Source organism: Sphingobacterium athyrii, from assembly GCF_003071065.1.
Taxonomy (GTDB): domain Bacteria; phylum Bacteroidota; class Bacteroidia; order Sphingobacteriales; family Sphingobacteriaceae; genus Sphingobacterium; species Sphingobacterium athyrii.
The window spans coordinates 76,688-98,556 of record NZ_QCXX01000003.1 but is presented as its reverse complement, the minus strand read 5'-3'; the positions used below and the strand labels follow the sequence as shown (position 1 = coordinate 98,556).

The 21,869-nt window shown below is 38.4% G+C and carries 27 protein-coding genes and 1 pseudogene; 10 read left to right on the top strand and 18 right to left on the bottom strand.

The annotated features are described in order from the left end of the window. Positions 1–26: 26 nt before the first annotated feature. The 5 genes from DCO56_RS11060 to DCO56_RS11040 all read right to left on the bottom strand — a co-directional run bounded on the left by DCO56_RS11060 (position 27) and on the right by DCO56_RS11040 (position 3,659). A complete protein-coding gene (locus DCO56_RS11060) occupies positions 27–668 on the bottom strand; it encodes a hypothetical protein (protein WP_146191027.1) in 642 nt (213 codons plus the stop codon). A 1-nt stretch (position 669) separates the two neighbouring features. After that, positions 670–1,275 (bottom strand): hypothetical protein, encoded by a 606-nt coding sequence (locus DCO56_RS11055; RefSeq protein WP_108633845.1) that lies wholly within the window; start codon positions 1,273–1,275, stop codon positions 670–672. Between the two features lie 345 nt (positions 1,276–1,620). Continuing rightward, a complete protein-coding gene (locus DCO56_RS11050; RefSeq protein ID WP_425444071.1) occupies positions 1,621–2,448 on the bottom strand; it encodes a penicillin-binding transpeptidase domain-containing protein in 828 nt (275 codons plus the stop codon). Between the two features lie 64 nt (positions 2,449–2,512). Further along, positions 2,513–3,040 carry a ClbS/DfsB family four-helix bundle protein gene (locus tag DCO56_RS11045; RefSeq protein WP_108633843.1) on the bottom strand — a complete coding sequence of 176 codons (528 nt, stop codon included), beginning with the start codon at positions 3,038–3,040 and terminating at the stop codon, positions 2,513–2,515. A 145-nt stretch (positions 3,041–3,185) separates the two neighbouring features. After that, positions 3,186–3,659, bottom strand: a complete 474-nt coding sequence (locus DCO56_RS11040) for an SRPBCC family protein (protein WP_108633842.1) — start codon at positions 3,657–3,659, stop codon at positions 3,186–3,188. Between the two features lie 525 nt (positions 3,660–4,184). Between DCO56_RS11040 and DCO56_RS30080 the strand changes: the two genes are divergently transcribed. Continuing rightward, the gene (locus DCO56_RS30080) at positions 4,185–4,322 is read left to right on the top strand and encodes a phosphodiester glycosidase family protein (protein WP_108633841.1); all 138 of its coding nucleotides are present in this window, start codon (positions 4,185–4,187) and stop codon (positions 4,320–4,322) included. Between the two features lie 89 nt (positions 4,323–4,411). Here the strand turns inward: DCO56_RS30080 and DCO56_RS11030 are convergent, their stop codons facing one another. The 3 genes from DCO56_RS11030 to DCO56_RS11020 all read right to left on the bottom strand — a co-directional run bounded on the left by DCO56_RS11030 (position 4,412) and on the right by DCO56_RS11020 (position 7,055). Then, entirely contained in the window at positions 4,412–5,401 is a 990-nt protein-coding gene (locus tag DCO56_RS11030; RefSeq protein ID WP_108633840.1) for a hypothetical protein, read from the bottom strand. A gap of 77 nt (positions 5,402–5,478) precedes the next feature. Further along, positions 5,479–6,180 (bottom strand): hypothetical protein, encoded by a 702-nt coding sequence (locus DCO56_RS11025; RefSeq protein ID WP_146191026.1) that lies wholly within the window; start codon positions 6,178–6,180, stop codon positions 5,479–5,481. Positions 6,181–6,425: 245 nt separating this feature from the next. Continuing rightward, on the bottom strand, positions 6,426–7,055 hold the full coding sequence (locus DCO56_RS11020; protein WP_146191025.1) for a Pr6Pr family membrane protein: 630 nt from the start codon (positions 7,053–7,055) through the stop codon (positions 6,426–6,428). 202 nt (positions 7,056–7,257) lie between these two features. Here DCO56_RS11020 and DCO56_RS11015 point away from each other — a divergent pair, with 202 nt between their 5' ends. The 5 genes from DCO56_RS11015 (at position 7,258) to DCO56_RS10995 (ending at position 9,892) form a co-directional block, all read left to right on the top strand. Further along, complete coding sequence (locus DCO56_RS11015) at positions 7,258–8,004, top strand: hypothetical protein (RefSeq protein ID WP_108633837.1); 747 nt, start codon at positions 7,258–7,260, stop codon at positions 8,002–8,004. Positions 8,005–8,071: 67 nt separating this feature from the next. Then, complete coding sequence (locus DCO56_RS29975; protein ID WP_342749295.1) at positions 8,072–8,188, top strand: hypothetical protein; 117 nt, start codon at positions 8,072–8,074, stop codon at positions 8,186–8,188. Between the two features lie 221 nt (positions 8,189–8,409). Continuing rightward, on the top strand, positions 8,410–8,943 hold the full coding sequence (locus tag DCO56_RS11005) for an RNA polymerase sigma factor (RefSeq protein WP_108633835.1): 534 nt from the start codon (positions 8,410–8,412) through the stop codon (positions 8,941–8,943). Further along, positions 8,924–9,196: a hypothetical protein gene (locus DCO56_RS11000; protein ID WP_146191024.1), complete on the top strand. Its 273-nt coding sequence runs from the start codon at positions 8,924–8,926 to the stop codon at positions 9,194–9,196. Before DCO56_RS11005 ends, DCO56_RS11000 begins: the two co-directional genes overlap by 20 nt. 12 nt (positions 9,197–9,208) lie before the next feature. Then, complete coding sequence (locus DCO56_RS10995; protein ID WP_108633833.1) at positions 9,209–9,892, top strand: ClpP family protease; 684 nt, start codon at positions 9,209–9,211, stop codon at positions 9,890–9,892. 741 nt (positions 9,893–10,633) lie between these two features. Here DCO56_RS10995 and DCO56_RS10985 read toward each other — a convergent pair. Both DCO56_RS10985 and DCO56_RS10980 read right to left on the bottom strand, forming a co-directional pair. Next, positions 10,634–11,098: an NUDIX hydrolase gene (locus DCO56_RS10985; protein ID WP_108633831.1), complete on the bottom strand. Its 465-nt coding sequence runs from the start codon at positions 11,096–11,098 to the stop codon at positions 10,634–10,636. A gap of 90 nt (positions 11,099–11,188) precedes the next feature. Beyond that, complete coding sequence (locus DCO56_RS10980) at positions 11,189–11,449, bottom strand: hypothetical protein (protein ID WP_245935823.1); 261 nt, start codon at positions 11,447–11,449, stop codon at positions 11,189–11,191. Between the two features lie 334 nt (positions 11,450–11,783). Here DCO56_RS10980 and DCO56_RS10975 point away from each other — a divergent pair, with 334 nt between their 5' ends. Beyond that, a complete protein-coding gene (locus DCO56_RS10975) occupies positions 11,784–13,361 on the top strand; it encodes a Na+/H+ antiporter (protein ID WP_108633829.1) in 1,578 nt (525 codons plus the stop codon). A gap of 191 nt (positions 13,362–13,552) precedes the next feature. Here the strand turns inward: DCO56_RS10975 and DCO56_RS30075 are convergent. After that, positions 13,553–13,612, bottom strand: a pseudogene (locus DCO56_RS30075) (DUF202 domain-containing protein); the annotation flags it as partial. 478 nt (positions 13,613–14,090) lie between these two features. Here DCO56_RS30075 and DCO56_RS10965 point away from each other — a divergent pair. Further along, complete coding sequence (locus DCO56_RS10965) at positions 14,091–15,272, top strand: glycosyltransferase (RefSeq protein WP_108633828.1); 1,182 nt, start codon at positions 14,091–14,093, stop codon at positions 15,270–15,272. Positions 15,273–15,308: 36 nt separating this feature from the next. Here DCO56_RS10965 and DCO56_RS10960 read toward each other — a convergent pair whose 3' ends face one another. Both DCO56_RS10960 and DCO56_RS10955 read right to left on the bottom strand, forming a co-directional pair. Beyond that, entirely contained in the window at positions 15,309–15,830 is a 522-nt protein-coding gene (locus DCO56_RS10960; protein WP_108633827.1) for a CinA family protein, read from the bottom strand. Positions 15,831–15,892: 62 nt separating this feature from the next. Beyond that, a complete protein-coding gene (locus DCO56_RS10955; protein WP_108633826.1) occupies positions 15,893–16,180 on the bottom strand; it encodes a hypothetical protein in 288 nt (95 codons plus the stop codon). A gap of 143 nt (positions 16,181–16,323) precedes the next feature. Here DCO56_RS10955 and DCO56_RS10950 point away from each other — a divergent pair, with 143 nt between their 5' ends. Then, complete coding sequence (locus tag DCO56_RS10950) at positions 16,324–16,476, top strand: lmo0937 family membrane protein (RefSeq protein WP_108633825.1); 153 nt, start codon at positions 16,324–16,326, stop codon at positions 16,474–16,476. A 109-nt stretch (positions 16,477–16,585) separates the two neighbouring features. Here the strand turns inward: DCO56_RS10950 and DCO56_RS10945 are convergent, their stop codons facing one another. After that, positions 16,586–16,957: a DoxX family protein gene (locus DCO56_RS10945; RefSeq protein WP_108633824.1), complete on the bottom strand. Its 372-nt coding sequence runs from the start codon at positions 16,955–16,957 to the stop codon at positions 16,586–16,588. Positions 16,958–17,050: 93 nt separating this feature from the next. Here DCO56_RS10945 and DCO56_RS10940 point away from each other — a divergent pair, with 93 nt between their 5' ends. Continuing rightward, the gene (locus tag DCO56_RS10940; RefSeq protein ID WP_108633823.1) at positions 17,051–17,401 is read left to right on the top strand and encodes a winged helix-turn-helix transcriptional regulator; all 351 of its coding nucleotides are present in this window, start codon (positions 17,051–17,053) and stop codon (positions 17,399–17,401) included. A 90-nt stretch (positions 17,402–17,491) separates the two neighbouring features. On the opposite strand, the gene DCO56_RS10935 is transcribed toward DCO56_RS10940, so the two are convergent. From DCO56_RS10935 to DCO56_RS10920, 4 genes are all read right to left on the bottom strand, one after another. Continuing rightward, entirely contained in the window at positions 17,492–18,589 is a 1,098-nt protein-coding gene (locus DCO56_RS10935) for a DUF2891 domain-containing protein (RefSeq protein WP_108633822.1), read from the bottom strand. 64 nt (positions 18,590–18,653) lie between these two features. Beyond that, positions 18,654–19,361, bottom strand: coding sequence for an SIR2 family NAD-dependent protein deacylase (locus tag DCO56_RS10930; RefSeq protein ID WP_108633821.1), 708 nt, complete (start codon positions 19,359–19,361; stop codon positions 18,654–18,656). 86 nt (positions 19,362–19,447) lie between these two features. After that, positions 19,448–19,906, bottom strand: coding sequence for a hypothetical protein (locus DCO56_RS10925; RefSeq protein WP_108633820.1), 459 nt, complete (start codon positions 19,904–19,906; stop codon positions 19,448–19,450). A 44-nt stretch (positions 19,907–19,950) separates the two neighbouring features. Beyond that, the gene (locus DCO56_RS10920) at positions 19,951–21,786 is read right to left on the bottom strand and encodes an alpha-L-fucosidase (protein ID WP_108633819.1); all 1,836 of its coding nucleotides are present in this window, start codon (positions 21,784–21,786) and stop codon (positions 19,951–19,953) included. Between the last annotated feature and the right edge of the window lie 83 nt (positions 21,787–21,869).

The window sequence follows — 21,869 nt, the reverse complement described above, 5'->3', positions numbered from 1 at the left end:
CTTTGGACGAAGAAGATGGATCATAATCAATACAGATCTTTATCTGAAAATTTAAAATCCTGTATTTTGGGTAAAGGTCTTATTAAAACTCTTTTCTTCCTTACTTTCAATACTTTATCCAAACCTAATCTTTCATCGGTTTCGGTTCTAATCCCTGTAATCAGGTCAAATTTGGTTTCTGTAAATATGGTATTTTCATCAATGTAACCTTTAGTTGCGTCGTATGTGAGCTTATCAATATAGATCAATTCAAAACTGCCCTTATTATATTTGAAGTGGTAGGTAATATTTCCGCCTTTAATCTCGCTCCACATTTTTAAAATTCCTTTTTCTATAAAAAAATTAGGAATTTGAAAACCATTAAACTTGCCCCCGTTTTCAGCAGGATACTGTGGTTCGATGATTTTATCTGAGGATACCGCCAATGTTAACTTTCCACTTGGTTGAGACAGGAAAATTTGCAATCGTAACGGCCTTGTTTCAGTTACGGTATCCATTTTCACGGTTACTTTGTCCATTTTGCCATCATGATTTAGATCCCCACTTTCTTCTCTAACTTGATAAGTATAATTGTTTTTATTTTTAATACTCTGAGAGAATAGCATCATTGGGACTGAAATTAAAATGAATATAAAGCAGCGATAAAAATATTTATTAATTCTATTCATATTATTTGATTTTGACTTGCTTTCCCAGTGCATTATATAGGCTGTCAAGAAACTTTTGCTGCCTATCATCTTCCTTAAAATAACGCTGATAGTTCACGCTGCAATTGGCAATATCAGTAATGTTCTTCGTATTAAAAGTCCAGTCATCTGCGTCTTTGACCAACACGCCCAACTCGCCCCCACAACGCCGCCATAATTCGGAAAATTTGGTTCTTTGTTCATCTCTCAATTGGCTAAAATCGGCGAAAACCGAGTATCCCGTCATTTCAGGATTGAAAAATTTAGTAATCGTATAAACAGGCACACCTCCCCACTCTATTGTTTTTCCTTCGGGTAAATGGATATCGGTAAGTTTTTTTTCATTCATTATTTTGTCCTGTTGTCCTTTCTTAAAAAACTGTTCTTCGTAGATCAGCTTTGTTCCTTTAGGAACAGCAATTTTTTTGACCGTTACTGACTCGGTTGTAATAAAATAAGGATAATCAGGCCCTCGTCCTCCGGTCGGGTTTCCAATTCCGCTCAAAGCACTAAGAAAAATGAGATATCCTATTCCTAATGCAGCGATAAATACTAAAACTCCTATGATGATTATGTATTTTTTCTTCATTAAATTTTATGATGTGCCTGACACTCTTTCTACTCTATTATTAATTACCAGCTGAAATTACCCTGATTACGGCTCTACTAATTTAATTTATTTTTATGATACAGCACTCCCTATTTGAAAGTAAACCACGATTGTGCATTTCTCGCGATAAATATATCATTATAGGATTCTATAGATTCCCAAAGGATTTGGCGGCGCAGAAATCAATTAAAACGATAAATGACTGTCTACAATCCGATACATCAATCAAACAAATCACAATACTTTGTTTTGATGATGAAAACCTCAGGCTACTAACAGTTATTTGAGCTAATAAATACTTGTGATTACAGTATAAAGAGGCGATTAATTTTGGCGATATGCCGCAAGATCCTTTAACACCGACAGTGTTATCTCTTTCCTACAATTGCCAAAGGACGGCTTATTATTTTTACGATATTGTCGCAGTCTGGTCGCAAAGAAATAAACATTGTCATTCGTTGTTAAATAACCAATCCACCAGCCAGTATTGATTCCGTCCTGTCTTGTCCATCCTGTTTTGGACCGGATACTGTATCCTTTCTGTTGTTCGGTGAGCATGACCCGCCTCACAATATCCATATTCCTTTTCGAAAAAGGAAGTATGCCATCATAAAGTTCCTTTAAGAAAATGACTTGATTTATCGGTGATATCGCAAACTTCCCATAATTCCAAAAATCCGGATCAGTCTGGGAAAGATCAAGATTTCCATAATGACATTTAGCCAGATAAGACTTATATCTCTCTTTTCCTATTCGCTTGGATAACTCAACAAAAGCCCAGCCAGCAGACACTTCAAATGCTTCCTTTACAGTTATATCATGATAGATACTTGGCCGATATCCGTATTTCACTGTATCGGTCTTCCCCGGCCATTTAACAATATCATTCTCATCTTTTATGGTTCCAGTTTCCAAAGCAATAAGCATATTGATGATCTTAAACGTGGAGGCTGGAAGATCTTGCTGCTTTGTACCCAGGGTGTCCGACAGTATCCAACTCTTTCTGGCATTGTCATAAATGGCAATTGAACCATCCACCTCACACGCATCAAAATACCGCTTAAAATCGGATCTGACGATTATGGAATCCTCTATTTTTGGACTTGTCAGTCCAAGAGTACCTTGCAGCTGACTATAAGCCAGCACAGGCATAAATACAAAAATTGAGAGAATAAATCGTTTCATACACTTAGGGATCCATTTAGCGGAAAAAATCTCAACAGTGATTAATCGATAAAACATGAACTCCTTTTTTCCATTTTTTTATCCTGTTTCTCGCATTTGAATAAGGAGAGGAGGTATTGAACTGTATCATTCTACCGAGTGTCCATTTTTCGTACCAAGCGGTTTCATAAAGCTCATCATTTGATTTCTGAGCAACCAAATCTAAAATAGCAGATACGGTTTTATCAAGTTCTTGTAGAAGCATCTTAAAATCGAATTCTTTATAATCCTGATAAAATTTTTGAGCTAGCTTGCCGAGTTCATTCCATTTATAGCCTCTTTCGGGGAAGTACACCACTTCGTTACTATCTTTGTCACGATTCCATTTTAGGACAAGTTCCCCCCACCCAATCAAATAGGCCAACAGATTATTAATGCTCATCCATGTACCCTTGCTATGCCCTTCCAGTTCAACTACCATAGTCTGTTGGTGAGGGATTGTAATTAACTCCTTCACTAATTTATCATAATTCGTTTTGATTGCCAATTGCAGTTCTGATTTATTTGTTGGTACAGCCATAGCGTATACTCTGGATAATTTGAGATTAATATATTCCTAATATACGAAATTATTGATGGTTGCCGAATGGTCTCGCCATTAAGGTACTTTTCAGCCGAACCTATTTTAGTGAGGCCTCATGAAAATAGCAAGATGTAATAAAACGCTATGGTTTGCTTTTCGTTTGATTAAATAATTCTTCCAAAACCCGATAACGATAGTCAAAAATTCGCCCTAACTTTCTTTTAACAAAAATCCCATGGGCAACTGTCCCTAAAATTCCCATAGGCAGCTCATAATCGACCGTATCTTTCATTAATACTCCATTTCCATTTGGAATAAATTCATGGAAATGGTTCCAGTATTTATAAGGACCATGAACTTGAAAATCCGTAAAACTTTTATTTTTTTCGACCTGTGTTATTTTTGTCTTCCATTTCAACCGAATTCCGAGGATCGGTGATACAAAATAATCAATGATCAGACCTTCAACAATTTCATCCCGACCAAGGTCGGAAACCACAACAAAGCCCATCTCTTTTGGCGTTATTTCAGAAAGGTTCATCGGGGAAGAAAAAAAATTCCATGCAGTTTGGATATCGCACTTCAGTTGCTGTTCCCTATATAATTTATATCTCATTTTATCAATCAAAGCTTAGACCAATTTGGCCATCTGATTTGAAAACAGTTTCACCATAATTTTGGTTTATTAAATACGCAAAATAGCCAATTACTTTACATAACAACTATAAAACGGATTGCTTATTTAACAGAATAACAATTTATCCCACATACTGTTCTGAAGATCGAGCAGCAACAGATCATCATAACCATCATCATTTACATATCAATTCTGATAAGAAAACTGAACTAACCAGCATCTATTTATTCGGCACAAAATAACAATTGGTTCATACCATGTTTTATAATAATAAGGTAATTACCGGGAGTTAACAGGGGGTTAACAGGGGTATAACAGGGGTAAATCCGTGCTAACTCACTACTATATCTCTGTTAAATTACTTTTATAACTCATTTAATATCGAATATGCTATTCAGTTAGTAGGAAGTTGGCTACTAGCAATCCATAAACAATACTGTCCAATCCTGATAATGATAAGCTGCTGTACACGACTCTTGTCGAATCTTGAAAAATTGAAGCAAAATGACGTTTGGTGAATTAAGTGGGAAAAAGAAAAAAAAGATCAATTTTTATAGTCTTGCACAGTTTTTCAAGCAATCAGGGTGCGTAAATGCCCTATACCTAGACGGATACGTATCCAGAGCTTATCTGCCTGAATAAAACTGGATCCAAAGCGATGGAAACTTAGGAGTTATAATTGCTGTCATTACACCTGCGCAATAATTGCAGATAATATATTCAGTTTTTGATTAATCCTGAAATTCCCGTTTTTCCAACAGCCCTTCCCGGTACACTTCAGTATAAATCAATTGTCCTTTTTGGCGAGTGTTTAATATGGGCAATCCGGTCTCTTCATTATATTTCTGCAATAATTTATAAAATTTCCATTTTCCAACCGGCAAACCATTTTTATAGGTTGCTTCCAAATAGGTATATGGATCCGTAAATGTTGGATAATTTTTTAAATCGATACAGCTGTTTAATTTAAATTCTATCCACCTCCCTTCTCTACTATGATTTTTCACCATGCCCTGTTCTTCGTCATTTTTATAGAAACCATCATGATCATAGTATCTAGAAAATTTTCCTGAGGGTAGAATCCTGTATTTATGCAATGGTTTTATACGAAACGGATCTTCGCTAAATTCATAATCCCGAAGAGAAATAATATAATTCTTGTCTATATTAAATAATGTATAGTTTGTATTTCCCATTTCTCCTTCATGATGCAGAAAGATTCTCTTTATATCAATAAGTTGGCCTTCCTTCGTTGAAATTAAATACATCTTTTCAATAAATGGGTCGGTGTAGCGGACGGTATTATAAACAGCCATAAAATACATTGAATATGTTCCATAATACAGAAAACGGGAAGAAATTTTAATATTGTCATACTTTTCATTGACATGTTTGCTAAATGGCAGAACAACATCGTATTCTTCCGGAAGCAACACAAGGTCTTTTTTGACTGGCTGATCAAATCTTAATGCATTGATTTCCTTTATCATATTACCATTTTCTACCATCGACAGAATGGAGTCGATGCTTAGTTCTTTTGAAATCGCTGAGTAACCAAACGGTAATGTTATACGATCCGCTTTATTTGTATTAAAGAAAATTGCTTCTTTAACCGCGGCATGTACCACAGTATCTATTAGCTTCCTTTTTGTCTGAGCTTTACTGTAACTAGAGAAAAGGAAAAGCAAAACAGCAAAACAAACGATATTAATTTTATGCATATACCCTAAAATAGTATTCTATATTACAATAAGTGAAAACAACGAATCCATAAACTACCGAAATGGCCTTATAAACTTTACTCTTGATGAAAACTATCTCTGGACCTATGCTTCTTGGTTAAATACCTGATCAGATAGGTACGAATATCCTTTGGAAGGTTTTTCAGTGTGGCCTGTAGTGTTCGCACGGGTTTACATTCCACGCCCTCTCCACAGTAGTAATCCAAGTGGAAGATATAGCTTTTGTTTTCATAAAGAACGATATACGACACCTTCATGTCATAACTTTCATATCCCCCACAGTAGTAGAAAGGAACGATCGCCGCCTTACGTCCACCAAGATCTTTAATATGTATTTCTTCCTGTATAAATTGGATGAGTGACATTTGGGGATGGGGATGCTTATAGGTTACCGAAGTCTTGCCTTTATTGTTTTTCAGTTGGACCTCGATATGGCTAAGTAGACCATCAAATCTGGACGAATCTGCATTACAAGGATTGGTGACTTTTACGTGTAGCATATTTTTGCCGTATATGTCCTGATAGCCCCGTTCTGTCACGATGGAATCAAGAAGTACCATCTTCACATAAACACTCGCCAATACATGGGATTGCGTATTTTTTTGTATACTCCTGTGATCGATCGTCTTCCGTGATGCACTGGCCGTAAATGCATATAAAATCAGTACCATAAACAAAACAACGATAGACATGGCAGTAGCACACTCTTGGTTGATTGCCGTAGTCCGCTTCATAGCTATATTTACCAGTCTAGTCATGTGTATAGGTTTATAAAAATATATGTTCAGTTATTAAAATAATAAAGCAAAAGTTGTTCCAGCATAACAGGTTTTTTTACTCCTGCTATTTTAGCTTATCAAAAAAGTTCGATACTTCTTTTTTTTCACTATGGTGACACGATTGTAAAAACATAACTATCGGTTTATATCAACAATTTCCGAAGCGTCGAAATCAATTCTCATCAACATATTTTGCTTGATCTTTTCCCGCGGAGATAACCTTGTTACCGGTTTTTAACAAGTCGTCTATTTATTAAAATTAAAAGTAATCCGATAAACACAAAAACCAAAGCTACGACCAAGCTATTTGTCAGTACATGGTTCATTCCCAACACGGAAACATCAACAAAGGGATAGGGGTAAAATCCAGAAAATGAGCCATGCCACAAAGTATATAGCAGGTAAAAGAATGGATAAAGTAACCAGCTAAAAACAGATTGCCATTGTAGGACAGCTTTATCAAGCGAGCGCCACCAATGAATTAAAACCAAGATAGGAATAATGGAATGAAGCATTTCGTCAACAACCCTGGTTATCCCTACCGGTTGCCACAAGTAGCGCAAAACTGTATTATAGATGAGTCCGACAATCAGAATATATAATGTTATCGCTGTAACTACTGCTGGTTTGGCAAAAAATCGTCCGATGACATTCTGGGGGAAAAGTACGGCACTGCTGCAGCAAATTGCGACCATTAAATTCGTCAAAATGGTAAAGTAGCTAAAAAATCGTACGACCAGATCACCGATCGAAACCGTAGTATCACGCATACTAATCAAAAACTGCGCAATAATCGCAATCCAACTTAACAGCGCGATAAAAGCTACAAGGCTTTTCTTGGGTAAAATCATCATATCCATTTACTATAGTAAAAATAGACAATTTATTAAACAAAGTCCAGCCTATTCTACCAAAGCATGTTTCTCGAACATTCAAGCATACTATTCATTTCTTCGAAAGTAGATATAGCCGTGATGCTTCATTTCCCACGACAATTTTGTAAATTCAATGGTTATAAAAGATCAATTCATAGCGTACCCTAAATTAATGCGACCTATGTCCAAAATAAGCGTAGCAATAACGATCATTTTTCTCCTTTTAATAAGAACCGCTTTGGGTCAAGCAGATAAGGAATTTGCTGTTGGCTATGCTGACAACTATGATAATCTTCCTACGATTCATTTTAAAACAGCTAAGGAAAAAGATTATAAAAAGTCAAGTGCAGTAAATCAGCTTACCCGCTCTATTCCCACTATCAATAGGAACAACATTATTATTCCTACAGGGAAAGGAAAGATCAAGCTGCAAAAATACAACGATTCTCCGAATCAGCCGGATGGATTCCGTGGCTGGGAGTACGAAGGCTATTTTCCCATCCTAAAATGTTACACCCTGATCAGCCATAGTGTTTCGGAACATTTAGATTTCAGCGACTTGGTATTGATAGACAGCAATAGTGCGGTACAAAATACCATTATTTCCGTCGGTGATGCCGCAGTTGAGCTCCCTATTCCCTCTCCTAGCGGCCGTTTTTTGACTTACTACTACAATTATGACTATGAACGCAATAGCTGTTTTATAGGGCTTCTTAAAATACATGATGGAGGGAACCGAAAAAAGGGACGTCTTTCAGAGCTCATGAGCTTTCAAACCAAGGATTGGGCCGTCGACGATATCAGGTGGTTAGATGATAATTCCTTTATCGTAAAAGCCTATGCCATGCAGGGCCAAGGCAATCAAAAAAAGAAACGGTTTATCTACTACCTGACAAAGCTGGATACCGTCGTAAAACAAAACGATTGACAACCCTGAAGCATATAATTTAGCAAAAGGAGGAAAAATTCTGGTTGCTCTTAATAATAATGAGCCGTTGGGCGTTTGTTTGCTCATCAAAATGGATCACCCTGCATTTGATTACGAATTGGCAAAAATGGCAGTTTCCCCGAAAGCACAAGGTAGGTACTATACTGGGGCGCGCGATTATTGAGGAAGCGAAAACCCTGGGAGCTGCGAAATTATACCTGGAGAATCAACGCTGTAAGATCCAAGTGGTACTTGACCTTAGAAACAGCTAGTCAAGAAGAACATTGCTAAGACTAAAGCCTCCAAAGCTTCCTCTAAGGGGAAGCTGTTATTATTTGAATTATTTTTGAAAATAAAAGGTGATACTTTGACCATAATTGGTACATTGTTATAAAAGATAAATATATGCAAGGTGTTAGTAATTCAAATCAAGCAATGAGGCGACAGGCACTTTTTATGGATCTCTATAAAAGTGCGTTTCCTACGGTGGCCAAATATGTAAGCCGTATGGGGGGCGACTTTGACGAAGCGAAGGATGTATTTCAGGATGCCTTGATCATTTATTATGAAAAAGTTATCTTAAGTCCTACGGCATTGAAAAATGATATTGGTTACCTTATCGGTACGGCGAGGAATTTGTGGTTAAAACGTTATTACCAAACAAGCCAACATCTGCCATTGGACCATCTGGAGATCCCTTTAACCGATGAAGAGTCTCCGTCCAGCGGGCGGCTGTTGCGCTTTTTGGAAACTGCAGGGCGCAAATGTATGAATTTATTAAAAAGCTTTTATTATGACCGACTATCGCTCCAGGAAATCGCAGATGAATTTGGCTATTCAGGAACACGGAGTGCCACCGTTCAGAAGTATAAATGCCTGGAGAAAATAAGAGAGACCATCAGAGAAAAATCGCTAGCATATGATGACTTCATGGAATGAGACCAAACAGATAGAAACCCATCTCTTGGGGACAGCGAATCCTGGCGAAGCACTGTTATTTGATGCACATTTGTTGCTAGACAATGAATTGGCTGATAAAGTAATCGCACAGCAAAAAGCTTACGAAATCGTAAAACAGTTTGGTCGCAAACAATTGAAACAAGAAATTGAAGCAATACAGCAAATACTGTTTACACAGCCACAACATATCCGTTTTAGCCAAAAAATAAGGCGGCTATTCAAAAAAATATAAATCAAAAAAATCATGAATATTGATAAAAATGAGTTCCGCAAATTTGCGGTCGGGCACTGCTATGTCCCAAAAGATCGGGTAGATAATTATTTAAGCAGCGTTGAACGCAATAATGTCCCTTTAGCGATGACGCCCTACATTACTGAGGAACGCGAATTAAGGGTATCGCAAATGGATGTATTTTCCAGATTGATGATGGATCGTATTATATTTATGGGGGCACCTGTCGAATCCAATATCGCCAACATTGTACAGGCTCAATTATTATTTCTACAATCTGTCGATCCCAAAAAAGATATACACATGTATATCAATTCTCCAGGAGGCGAAGTTTATGCGGGGCTGGGCATTTATGATACCATGCAATTAATCAGTCCTGACGTCGCAACAATCTGTACGGGTATGGCACTCTCCTTTGGCGCAATCTTATTATGCGGTGGTGCTGCGGGCAAGCGGAGTGCCCTGGCACACGCACGGGTCATGTTACATCAGCCTTTAGGCGGTGTCCAAGGGCAAGCCTCGGACATTGAAATTACAGCCAATCAAGTTTTGAAAATAAAAAAAGAACTTTATGACATTATCGTCAAACATAGCGGACAAGCTTATCAGAAGGTCCATGATGTCAGTGATAGAGATCATTGGATGGTTGCGGCTGAGGCAAAAGAATTCGGCATAATCGATGAAGTGCTGACCTAAGCGCCGATATGCTCCCGGCAGTAAACAATCGCTATTGATAATGTGATATCAATAGCGATTTGTTGGTTTGCTAAAAAAATCAGCTATATGTCTTTTCTACTTTTTTTCCTGAATAACAAAAATTCGACAACTGTGCATGTTAAATAAACTATTGAAAAGAGCAGCAGCAGCTTTAGCGGCGGAAGTACGATATCATATCGATAATAGTTGATCAAAACCTCAGCTCCCAGAACAAGAACGCAGAAGAAGGGTATCCCTGAAAATGTCAAAAACGACAAAAGATAATTATACCTGATTTTTTCAATTTGATTGAGAAAAAATGATAGGGAACTAAAAACGATCACAACAAGGTACACCGTTGATAGCCCCAGATTTATCAATAGATCCAATATACTCATAAACCTTTCAAAAAGGGTATTATCAGCGGAGTTCAGGTCATTGATAACAATTCTATACAGAACAGATAGGGTAATGCTTATCAGAATATTGACCAGCCAAAATTGAAAGATAGTTTTTTTCATAACGTATAAATGCGCGACCTTTTATTATTTAACATATTATTTTAGCTCGGTTCAATTTCCTTCCCTACCCAAAAGATCTTATCTCGCAAAAATGATAAATTCCAATCTTCGGTATAGATATTATTTTTAAGTTCCGCGGACCAACCATCTGTAGTATCTCTCTTTCCTTTCCCCAAACATATTCGATACCGATTTCTGATTCGGGTATTCAACCCTTATTTCAACAAAAAATAGCCGCTATTTGTTCAAGGAAAGAAATTTGCTGCACATTGATTTTCCTCTTGGCCTCTTCCATTGTAAACCAGGCGCCACTGTCTATTTCCGGATATGTCTGTATCCTACCCGATTTTGGTGGCCATTCCAGCTCAAAATTATTACTGACAAGACCGTTTGTGTCGATGTCGCCCTCAACAGCCCAGCACTGTACAATTTTTCCACCTTTTTGCTTAACAGGATTTAATCGTATAAAATTCCCGTGGGGCAAATACCCAGTTTCCTCCTGGAACTCTCTCTTAGCTGCCTCCAGGTCACTTTCATTGTCTTCCACCTCCCCCTTGGGCACGGTCCACCATCCTTCGTCTTTTTTTGCAAAGAAGGGACCGCCGGGATGAACCAGAAAAAAGGAAATTTCTATTCCCTGAAATTTATACAGTAATATTCCAGCACTGAATCTCGTTTTTGTCATTTGAATAAGCGCATTATAAGCAAAGCTTTGCCATTATTACTAATTTTCAATTTTCAGAATGCCGTTTCTTATTTTACACAAATATTCGACCTAATCTTCTTCTAAGTAGATCTTGTGAACGACAAACCTAACATTTTTACTAAATAATAGCATATCATCCACATCCTCAGAACCTATGGCATAAAGCGTATCTACCTCACCGCCATCCAAAAGTTCAGCATCGGGTATCAGCTCAAAAAAAGTGATCCCCTCTATTGTAGATAGTTCCTCAACCTTAATATAGGATATTCCTTGATTTTTCCAGATGGACAGAATCCCGTCGGAAAATAATTGATACGTATTTGCTTGCATTGACATGTCGCAAATTAGGAAAAAAAAAGTCTTAATTGCTTTGTCGTTCCTAGAATTAATTTCGAGCATCTTTTTTTAACGCTGCTTCTCCTTGTCTTTCTGGCCGGCTTTCTAATAAGCTTGAGCTAAACTATCATATAGATTTTCGCTTGCAAGCAATCCATGTGTGCAGCTCGCCTGTTTTGCCTGTTGATAGGCTGTTACTCCGGCATCAAGGTCAATTGACCATTGCTATTGAAACGGGTTGAACAACATTTAGGGTCGGCCTAAATTTTAGAAAGCCCCTACATGTTTTTAAAAATTTAATATATATTTATGTATCTAAAACTTATACATGTTAGAAAATTTCGCATTCTATCTTTTTTTGGTTCTATTGATCACCATGCTTATTATGCTGGCAAAAAAAATTCGGGTCGCCTATCCTGTTTTGCTTGTGGTGGCTGGGCTTTTAATAAGTTTTATTCCGGGAGTACCACCCATAAAAATAGAACCTGAATTAATATTTATTATTTTTCTGCCACCTCTACTGTATGAAGCGGCCTGGTCAACCTCCTGGAAGGAGCTTTGGCGATGGCGCAGAATTATTTTCAGCTTCGCTTTTGTTGTCGTGTTTTTTACAGCATTATCGGTAGCGATTTTCGCAAACTATTTTATCCCCGGATTTTCTTTGGCCTTGGGCTTTTTATTGGGTGGAATTGTTTCTCCTCCCGATGCAGTAAGTGCAGGTGCAATTTTGAAATTTGTAAAAGTGCCGAAAAGATTGGCTTCCATTCTTGAAGGAGAAAGTTTGCTGAATGATGCTTCTTCGTTAATAATTTTCCGTTTTGCGATGATTGCAGCCGCAACGGGACAATTTGTATGGTATGAAGCGGCAGGAAACTTTGTGTGGATGTGTGTAGGCGGCGTAGGTATAGGAATCACAATGGCCTATATTTTTCTTAAAATGCACAAGATTTTGCCTACCGATCCAAATACAGATATATTATTGACTTTCATTGCGCCCTTCTCCATGTATTTGGTTACGGAAGAATTTCACGCTTCTGGGGTCTTGGCGGTAGTAAGCGGTGGCTTGTTTCTATCTTATCGAAGTCACGACTTTTTGAGTAGCGCCTCCAGAATTCGTACTGTAACGGTTTGGGAAAGCTTTTGTTTTCTGCTTAACGGAATTGTTTTCATGCTTATCGGTTTGGATCTACCCGAAATTGTTAATGGATTGGGCGACACTGATATTTATACAGCAATCGGTTATGGTCTGGCAGTTACCGCTGTACTAATTATTGTACGAATTCTCGCTGGTTATGCGGCGGTAATTACCACATTAATTATGAGAAATTTCATCACTGTGGCGGATGCGCAGTCTCCCGGATGGAAAACTCCCCTGATCATTGGCTGGACCGGAATGCGGGGTGTGGTTTCTTTGGCCGCCGCACTTTCAATACCTTTGACTTTGGCTGACGGCACACCTTTTCCACAAAGAAATCTGATCCTCTTTATCACATTTGTCACCATTCTTTTAACATTACTTGTTCAAGGACTTACCCTTCCCTTTTTATTGAAAAAATTCCCGCTTGTAGACCGGGATTTTGTGAGAACGGAAAAGGAAATAGATTACGAAATTCAAAACAAGCTCGCTCAGGTAGCAGTGGATAAAATCCGTCAGGACTATGCAGACAAAGTAGATAGCTTCCCTACATTGAAGGACCAATTGCAGAAATATGAAAATCAATTGATGAGTTCGGAAATCATCATTAATTACGCTGAATATCGAAAAATCTATATTGACATTCTGGAAACTCAACGGGTATGGCTGATCAATAAAAATCGTGAAGAGCTTTTGCTTGATGAGGAAATTATCCGAAAACACTTACGTCTGCTTGACCTTCAAGAAGAAAGAATGAATATGAAAAGCTAGTAAGCTGAGACAAAACCTGCACTAAATCTACTATTTTACCAAAAATTTCACAAAAAAACCTGAAGAAGGCCAATAATGAGAGAGCAGGATGTACGCCAATACTACGGTAACAGAACAGATAATAACAATCGAAATACCAAAAGCCCCAGAATTCTTATGTTCAATATCCATTGTCATTTTTGAATTGTACATTAATGGATGATACCCAAACTCGTGGTTATCCAGGCTAAGAATGTACGCTCGTTGGCAAATGATCATTGATTTTATTTAGAGTTATTCTTTTCCATCATATTTAATAAAATACATTTTTAGGACTCTTCATAAGGCCCTTTTTATAATTCCGTAGATAAACCATAAGCCGGCGCATATTGTTTAGAATGAAGGCAAAAATAAATAGCTGTGGCAAATACTTTTTTAGGCGATGGAATAAATTTCTTTACTAGGGGAAAAATACCTGGTCAAAAAGTTTTTTTGCGGCAAATACACCATACTATACGGATTACACATTTGAAAACTACGGATATGTCATAAATACGGTCTTTTGGGTACAGCTTTTGATTTACGAAAGGAAAAAAAACTATAACACCTTAATCATAATACTTAACATGGAAAATATAGATCAAAAAGCAAAAAAAATGGGATTAGAAAAGGGATATTATCTATTATTGATGGCTATTTTGGATATTCCTGTTGATAACGAGAAAGAAGACAGCAAAAAAGCCTAAGTGTATGAGAAGAATCGTTATTATAAGTACCTATCCGCCCCAGGAATGTGGATTGGCAACTTTCACAAAAGATCTTAAACGAGGCATGAGTGCGGACGGGAATACCATCATAGATGTGATCGCCGTATCCAGATCCGGCGTTGAAGAATTCGATCCGTCTGTTCGCTTTGTTATTGATAAGGAAAGATTGGATAGCTATATTCAAGCCGCTCATATTATCAATGAAGAATATAACTATTGTATCATTCAACATGAGTATGGTATATTTGGTGGTGCTGACGGCCTATTTATTAATCAGCTTGCCAATAGTTTAAATATCCCCTTGCTAACCATCTTTCATACCATATTGCAATCTCCCTCATTGCGTCAAAAGGAGATTATGGAATCGCTCCTCATAAAATCGCAGGCTGTGGTGTCCTTATCACCAAAAGGAAGTGAATTGTTAATGGAACTGTTCCCTATGGTTGACGATAAAAAAATTAAAGTGATTCCCCACGGCGTGCCACAATTTGATTACAACCAAGGGTTAGCAAAATACAGATTAGGTTTTCAAGATAATTTTGTGATGATGACTTTCGGCTTAATTGGTCGAAGCAAAGGACTTGAATATGCAATCCGCTCCCTGGAAGGATTGGATTTAGCAAATTTCAAATACCTGATCGTGGGCAAAACACATCCGAATGTTCTAGCTCACGAAGGTGAATCCTATCGTTTTGAATTACAAAGCCTAGTGGCTCAGTTGAAATTACAAGATAAAGTAGTTTTTGTAGATGAATTTTTAAGCGATGAGCAACTGAAAGAATACTTAACAGCTTGTGATATTTATTTATCCCCCTATCAACATGAACAACAAATCAGTAGCGGGACATTATCATTTGCTGTCGGTGCGGGTGCTGCTGTCATTTCGACCCCATATTGGCATGCAACAGATCTCTTGACAGACGAGCGGGGAATTCTCACTCCCTTCAACGATATTCAAACAATGAGCGAGAATATCCAATTGCTTTATAAATCTCGAAGACTGCTTGCTTGGCATCGTTTCAAAGCGCGTAGTTACGGCGAACAGACAACCTGGAAAATGGTTGCAAAGGTATATCTCGAGGTACTATCCAACTTATCAACGCCGATACGATCCTTAGTACATTACAAGAATTACCGTTCTTTTGATTTAAAACAGGAAGCATAAGGAATAGCGTCTCTCCAATTAGAGAGACGTTTCTATTTATACGCTGATAATTTCCGATCTACTCTGATTCTTTAGAGCCAAGTAAAATGCCCGAAGTGCCCTAATGACATAAATCCTTTGCGCCTCCTCAGCTTTGGTATTTGCTTCTAGTTCCACTTTTTCAGTATGAACAATCCGTTCATGGTAAGCGATTGAAAAAAATGCGTATAATTTCCCTTTTGATTCGGGCACGATAGTCGCATAACCCGTCGTCGCGATTCCCCATTCCGTATGAAATAAAGTCGCTATCCTTACCGCCATTTGTTCAGCGATAAGCGGTGACACACAGTCACACTTTTGGGCTTCCTCTGCATCAACATCCAATAGACGGATTTTTTCGTCTAGGGTGTATGCTGTCATTCCTCCCCCATAGACATCCATCGCACTTTCCATTTGTGCACAGGCAAACTGTAGCAGGCCAGCAGTAACGCTCTCTGCTACTGCTAAACGTTCACGCTGAATCAGGAGCGAGTTTCTAATCTGTTTAAGTTGTGCCTTGAAAAATTGTATTTTGTTCATATCCTTTAGATTTGCGCTCCCTGAAATACAGATCCTATTTCGTTGTTTCCTTAAAACCGTTACTATAAGACAGCATATATACTGACCTGAGGTGTATCGACCATTAGGGATTTCAGGGCAAAAAGAATGTTATTATTATACAACTCCGTTGATAAAAATGCGTGTGCGTCTTCAACCGTATCAAAAACATGTAATAACTGGATATAACCATCCCCAATTAGCAATTCTATCGAAGTTGCGCCTTTTATCTGATCAATAAACGAGTCCCTAAATTTGTCAAATATGCCTGATACGGCACCTTTATCGCTATTATTAATTTTTAAGGTTACTTGTAAATAAGCTTTTGCCATGGTATTAGTTTTTTTAATGATTAAACTTTCTCACAATGGTGATCTTTAACAGGCTAACAATAGCCAACGGAACATAGTTTGTTTTTTATTCCAAAACAATCATTAAACAGCTACTGTTATTAATAAAAAAATACATCAAAATTATGGGAAATTTATTATACATTATCGCCGTTATTTTAGTCATCATTTGGGCAATTAGTTTTTTGGGAGGGTATGCGACAGGAAATATCATTCACACATTGTTGGTTATCGCAATTATAGTGGTATTGTTGCGCGTTATCCGCGGTGCGGCATAAATGATTGTTTTCATAAAAGTTATTCCTTCTATAAAAAGAATTAAAAAAATAGCACAGACCAGGAATATTTCAATAAAATAAAACATTCCTGATCTGTGCGATCAAAACGCTAAATAATAATTTTAAAATTTTTGTCCGTTGCCAGTAAAACAACGCTAAGAATACACATCACCAATGAATTGTAAAAATGTTGGTATTCTCCATGAGCCATATGTGCCGTAAAAGCGCCTATTGCAAATGGAAACAAAAGTAAAATCCCTACGGTTTTGAATTCTGGTTTGTACAAACCAATCAGAAGGAGTAAAACCCCTAGCAACTCGCCTACGCCGATACCTAGTGTCCAGGTCTTATTAAAACCTAAAGAGTCCATGCTTTGCATCATGGACTGCTTCTGAAAAACTTTGAATAATGAGGCATATCCAAATACATAGAGGTAATAGGCATAACTCAACCAATGAACGACAAATTTTATAGTTTCCATTTTATACTTTATGAGGTGAGCTACAAATTTCTTTATTAAATTGCATGAATAACAGTACGCACGAAATTGTATGATACGAACAGAAAAGTAAGTATGAATAACAGAAAAGAAAACTCCACCAACACGATCAACGAAAGCTACTGGAAGGATCATTGTGGCATTGCCTTCACTTTATCTGCGATTGGAGGAAGATGGAAAATAAATATTCTTTCTTATCTCTTGCATGAGGACAAACTACGTTATGGTGAATTGCGAAAAAGGCTCGTCGGCATTTCAGAGCGTATGCTTATTGCTAAACTGAAGGAACTTGAACAGGACAAACTGGTCAACCGTATTGTCTATCAACAAGTCCCCCCGAAGGTGGAATATGAACTAACAGCATTGGGACGCTCATTGGAAAATATTTTAATCCTTATGGATGAATGGGGTGAGACAAATATGTAAAATAGAGTCCCTGTGTTTGAATATACAGGGACTCTATTTTGTTATTGTTGCTCCAGACCTCGGTTCACGGCTTTCACTTGACTGTGGGCATTAATTTTTGGAAAGTGCATAGAGCGCAAAAGTACCCAACCAATGTGAACCCATATAGTCGTCTTTGGAAGTAATATTGGGCAGTGAATATTTTAGATGTTTATTGGCTAAACCATGCAGATGATTTAGCTCAGGAAGTGCCTTTGCAATACCATTTAGACAAGTCGCCCGGCTAAAATTTAATCCATCCAGATGAACCAAGTGCCCGTCTGTACGGTCTTTCACAATGCCAGGTTCCAAGTTAAAATCCGGATTGAAAAGATCAGGCAGAAAATCCTTCAGCCATTTTCGATATTCATCCTGTCTTAAAACCGCACTCATGCAAAGTGCCTCTTCAAGACAGGGTGAAAGGAAGTCGCTTCCGCTAGGCTCAAAGGAGATATTACAATTTTTGTCATGGCTATACAGCCTTACAGCATTTGTCATTAATGATTTTTCGAAAGCAACCTGATTTGTTCCTCGCGCAAAATCCAATGCCAGCGATAGGCCAAAAGCAGAATTATCATGATAGCCAGTTCGAATTGGATAAACCAATTTTGGCAAATATTCCTGATAGGCTTTCATGATATGTTTTACCATCGGATCGAGAATTTTTGCCCAGCGTTCCGCATCTGGATCTTTCCAGGTTAGTAGTTCTTTCTGCAATTGTAATAACCAGGCCCAACCATAGGTGCGCTCAAAGTTTTTATTATTCTTATCCTGAAAGAAAGCTAATTCAGTTGCCGCATTTTCTGCAGTGATATTCCTGTCCAGCTGTTTCCGGATTACGCCGGACTTATCCAAATCAGGAAATTGCTTTAAAATTCGTACGATTGACCAATAACCATGGACTGAGGAATGCCAGTCAAAGCAACCGTAAAAAATCGGATGTAATGTACGCGGTCCCTTCAAATCCTGGTCACTTCCGAGTACTTGTCCCAATTTGTTCGGATATTCTATTTCAATACAATGCAATGGCAATGTAAGCAAATGTTTTGCTTGGGCACTATCCAATTGTATCGGGGCATTATTTGTACTATTATTTACCTTGATCTCTGCGTTATTGTGGCAAGAGATAGCCAATACTGAACTACAAATCAGTCCTATTATTCTTTTCATTTTTTTTGTTTTAATTCCATTTTTCAGGATGAGGTTTATTTGAAGTTTATAATCCGCTGCTACATTAATCTTTAACTGAAGCCTCCTGAAGCAACTGTTTGACCAAGATCGGAACCGCTACGGTGGCTGCTTCTTCAAAACACTTTATCCGACCTAATGTTGTACTGTTCGGGATTTGCTTGTCGATCAAAAAAGATCGGCAATAATGAGGCGCAAATTGCCGCAGCCCGGCGGCTGGATAAACCTGTAAGGAAGTTCCGATAATAATGAGGATATCTGCTCTTGAAACATAGGACATTGCGCGTTCAATCTCCGGAACAGCTTCACCAAACCACACGATATTCGGTCGCAGTTGACTTCCTTTTTCACAAAGATCTCCCATTTTTATTTCTTCGCCTTCTACCTGGTAAATCAAACGATCGTCAATGGATGACTTGGATTGATCCAACCGACCATGTAAATGTATAATCTTTGTAGAGCCGGCCTGCTCGTGCAACAAATCGACATTTTGTGTGACGATCGTGACCTGATAGGCCGATTCCAACTGACGTAACGCGAGATGCGCCGCATTTGGCCTTGCAGCCAGCGCAGCCTTCCGTCTAAGGTTGTAAAATTCCTGAACAAGCGCCGGATTTTTTTTCCAGCCTTCAATAGAGGCTACAGCCATCACATCATGTCCCTCCCAAAGTCCATTTGCATCCCTAAAAGTAGGTATGCCACTTTCGGCAGAAATCCCAGCTCCTGTTAATACAACGATATTTTTCTTTTCCATGTGCTTGCTTAGTCCCTTAAAAATAAATAAATCTGATGAATCTATTGAGCTCAAAAGGATAACTTTTTTAACAAGAGACGAGTTCACTACTCGTTTATCAATTTAATAGCGTAGTTATCAGGAAGCTCCAGCCGAATGGAATCTTTGCTAGCGGCGGCCTTTCGGTTCATCTCATCGAAAGAACGCTGGTAATAAACAAAGGCCTTATTGGGTATATGCAGATCTTTTGCCTGTTTTACAGCAAAATGATAACGGTTATCCGACAGCTTGACATGCTTATAAATACGATAGGTTACAATTTGAATCTGTACCTTGTCAAACTTCGGTATCATTTTCAAATCAGCCGCCTCGTGAAAGTATTTCTCATTGAAATACATAAATTCATCTGAATTGGCCAGCCATTCCAGATTTATTTTTCCCTCAACCACTTTATTGGCTAGCGAATCCGCACGTTGTCGTTCCATTTTATTTCCATCTCCGGCAGCACAGGACACGCTTAGTGCGACCACAGACAGAGATGCAAGAAAAGTATGCAATAGACTCATCCGCCTAATTTAGTATAAAAATAATTCCCGCCATAACGGTGATGTTATAAATTATTTTCAATGGCGCCAACTTTCTCGCGATGCAATGCCAAAGGCGAATCCAATAACACCGCTATAACAGTCATATTTTTATCCAAGCGTTCCTTAGGTGCCTGAATATAAACAATCCCCGGAATACTGCTCCAGTAAAGTTTATTGAAAATCTCATGATTGATCATGGATCCTTCACCCACCAGTCGAATCCGAGCAATACCGTTTTTTATTCCTTTGAGCGCAATAGGGCCTGTTGGCGTCCCTTCGACAAAAAGGTAAAGGGTCTGACGATCCTTTGAAAGCGCACTTAAACCTTCATAATGTCCTTCAGGTAGTCCCTTTCCGGTATCATAAAGTGCTTCTGCATGCTTCTTAACCCAATCTAAAACGGCTGGATTTGTCAAATTTCCCACAGGCAACTTTGACTCCATACCATCTATAGTTAAACCGGAATGATCGAAGATATTTTTTCCACTATGGAGCACTGATGCGATTTGATTTAATGCGGTATTGGTTTGCTTGTTGTCAAGTACAGCTTGTAAACTAATAGCTTCTTCACGAGGTGTGTGCCACTGTACCTTGTCTTTGAATGTCAAGGCCAATACCGTGACGTCCTGATCAAAGTTAACTTTTGTCAGGTCCAATTGGACTTTTTCATCCAACGATACTGCAGTTACCTTAGACGCAGCATCTCCAACAACAGAAACCGTCTGAATAGCATCATTCAGCAACCCCTTTAACTGCAATTGTGGTTTTTGTTCATATAGGTAGAGATAGAGGGTTTTTCCATCTTTTGACAAAGCGGACTTCCCGTTGTAATTTTCGAATGGAATGCCTGCTCTTGTACCATATATTGCCGAAGCGTGTTTATTCGTCCATCTTCCCAACTGCTTCAAAATATTCATCTGCTCTTCGGGGATGCTACCGTCAGCTTTTGGGCCGATATCCAGGAGGAGGTTTCCACCCATGGAAATACAGTCTACCAAAGTACGGATAATCATATTGGGTGACTTGTATTTCTTGTCAAAAGGCTGATACCCCCAAGAGTCGTTCATGGTATAGCAAAGTTCCCAGAATTTAGCATCTGGCCGGCTTACAGGAATCCCCTGTTCAGGAGTCTCGTAATCGCCATGGTGGTTCAAGCGCGAATTAATAATGATGTTCGGGTTGTATTTACGTAGAAGCGACAATGTTTCCTTGGACTTCCACTCTTCGGCGCTATGCTCCCAGTCGCCATCAAACCAGATCAATTCAGGTTTATATTGCTGGGATAATTCGCTGAGTTGTTTTTGATAATATTCGACATAGCGGTTCCAACGATTTGGGTCTTTGACAAGTTCGTAACGTTTTCTTGCACGTGTAAATACATCGTAATAAGGATGGCTCCAATCCGGCAGGGAATAATAGAGACCTGTATGCAGTCCCTCCTGCTGAATAGCCTGAACAAATGGTGTAATAACGTCCTGTTTGGCAGCGGCATCTTTTAGGGTGGTAATCGCTTTATCCGCCTGAGTATTCCACAAGGAAATCCCATCATGATGTTTCGTTGTAATCACCGTATACTTTGCACCTGCTTGTTTGATCAGTTTAGCCCACTCCTTTGGCTTATAATTTTTGGCTGTAAAACCATCGAGCTGTTTGATGTAATTATCGTGGTTAATATAATTATTGAAGAATGACCAGGACTCGGAGATCCCGTCAACGGAGTAGATCCCCCAATGAATAAAAATCCCTAGCTTGGCGTCTTCAAACCAATCCATTTTTTGAGCTGAAATAGTGTTCTGAGCGCTGACGTTGAAACATGCCGACGCTAAAAGAACAAAAAGAGAAACCTTTTGAAACTTCATAGAGTTAAATTATCGATTACATAACGAGTTTAAGCCAGCAAAATACATATAAATCATTAGAATTTCATTGTGTAAGCGATAAA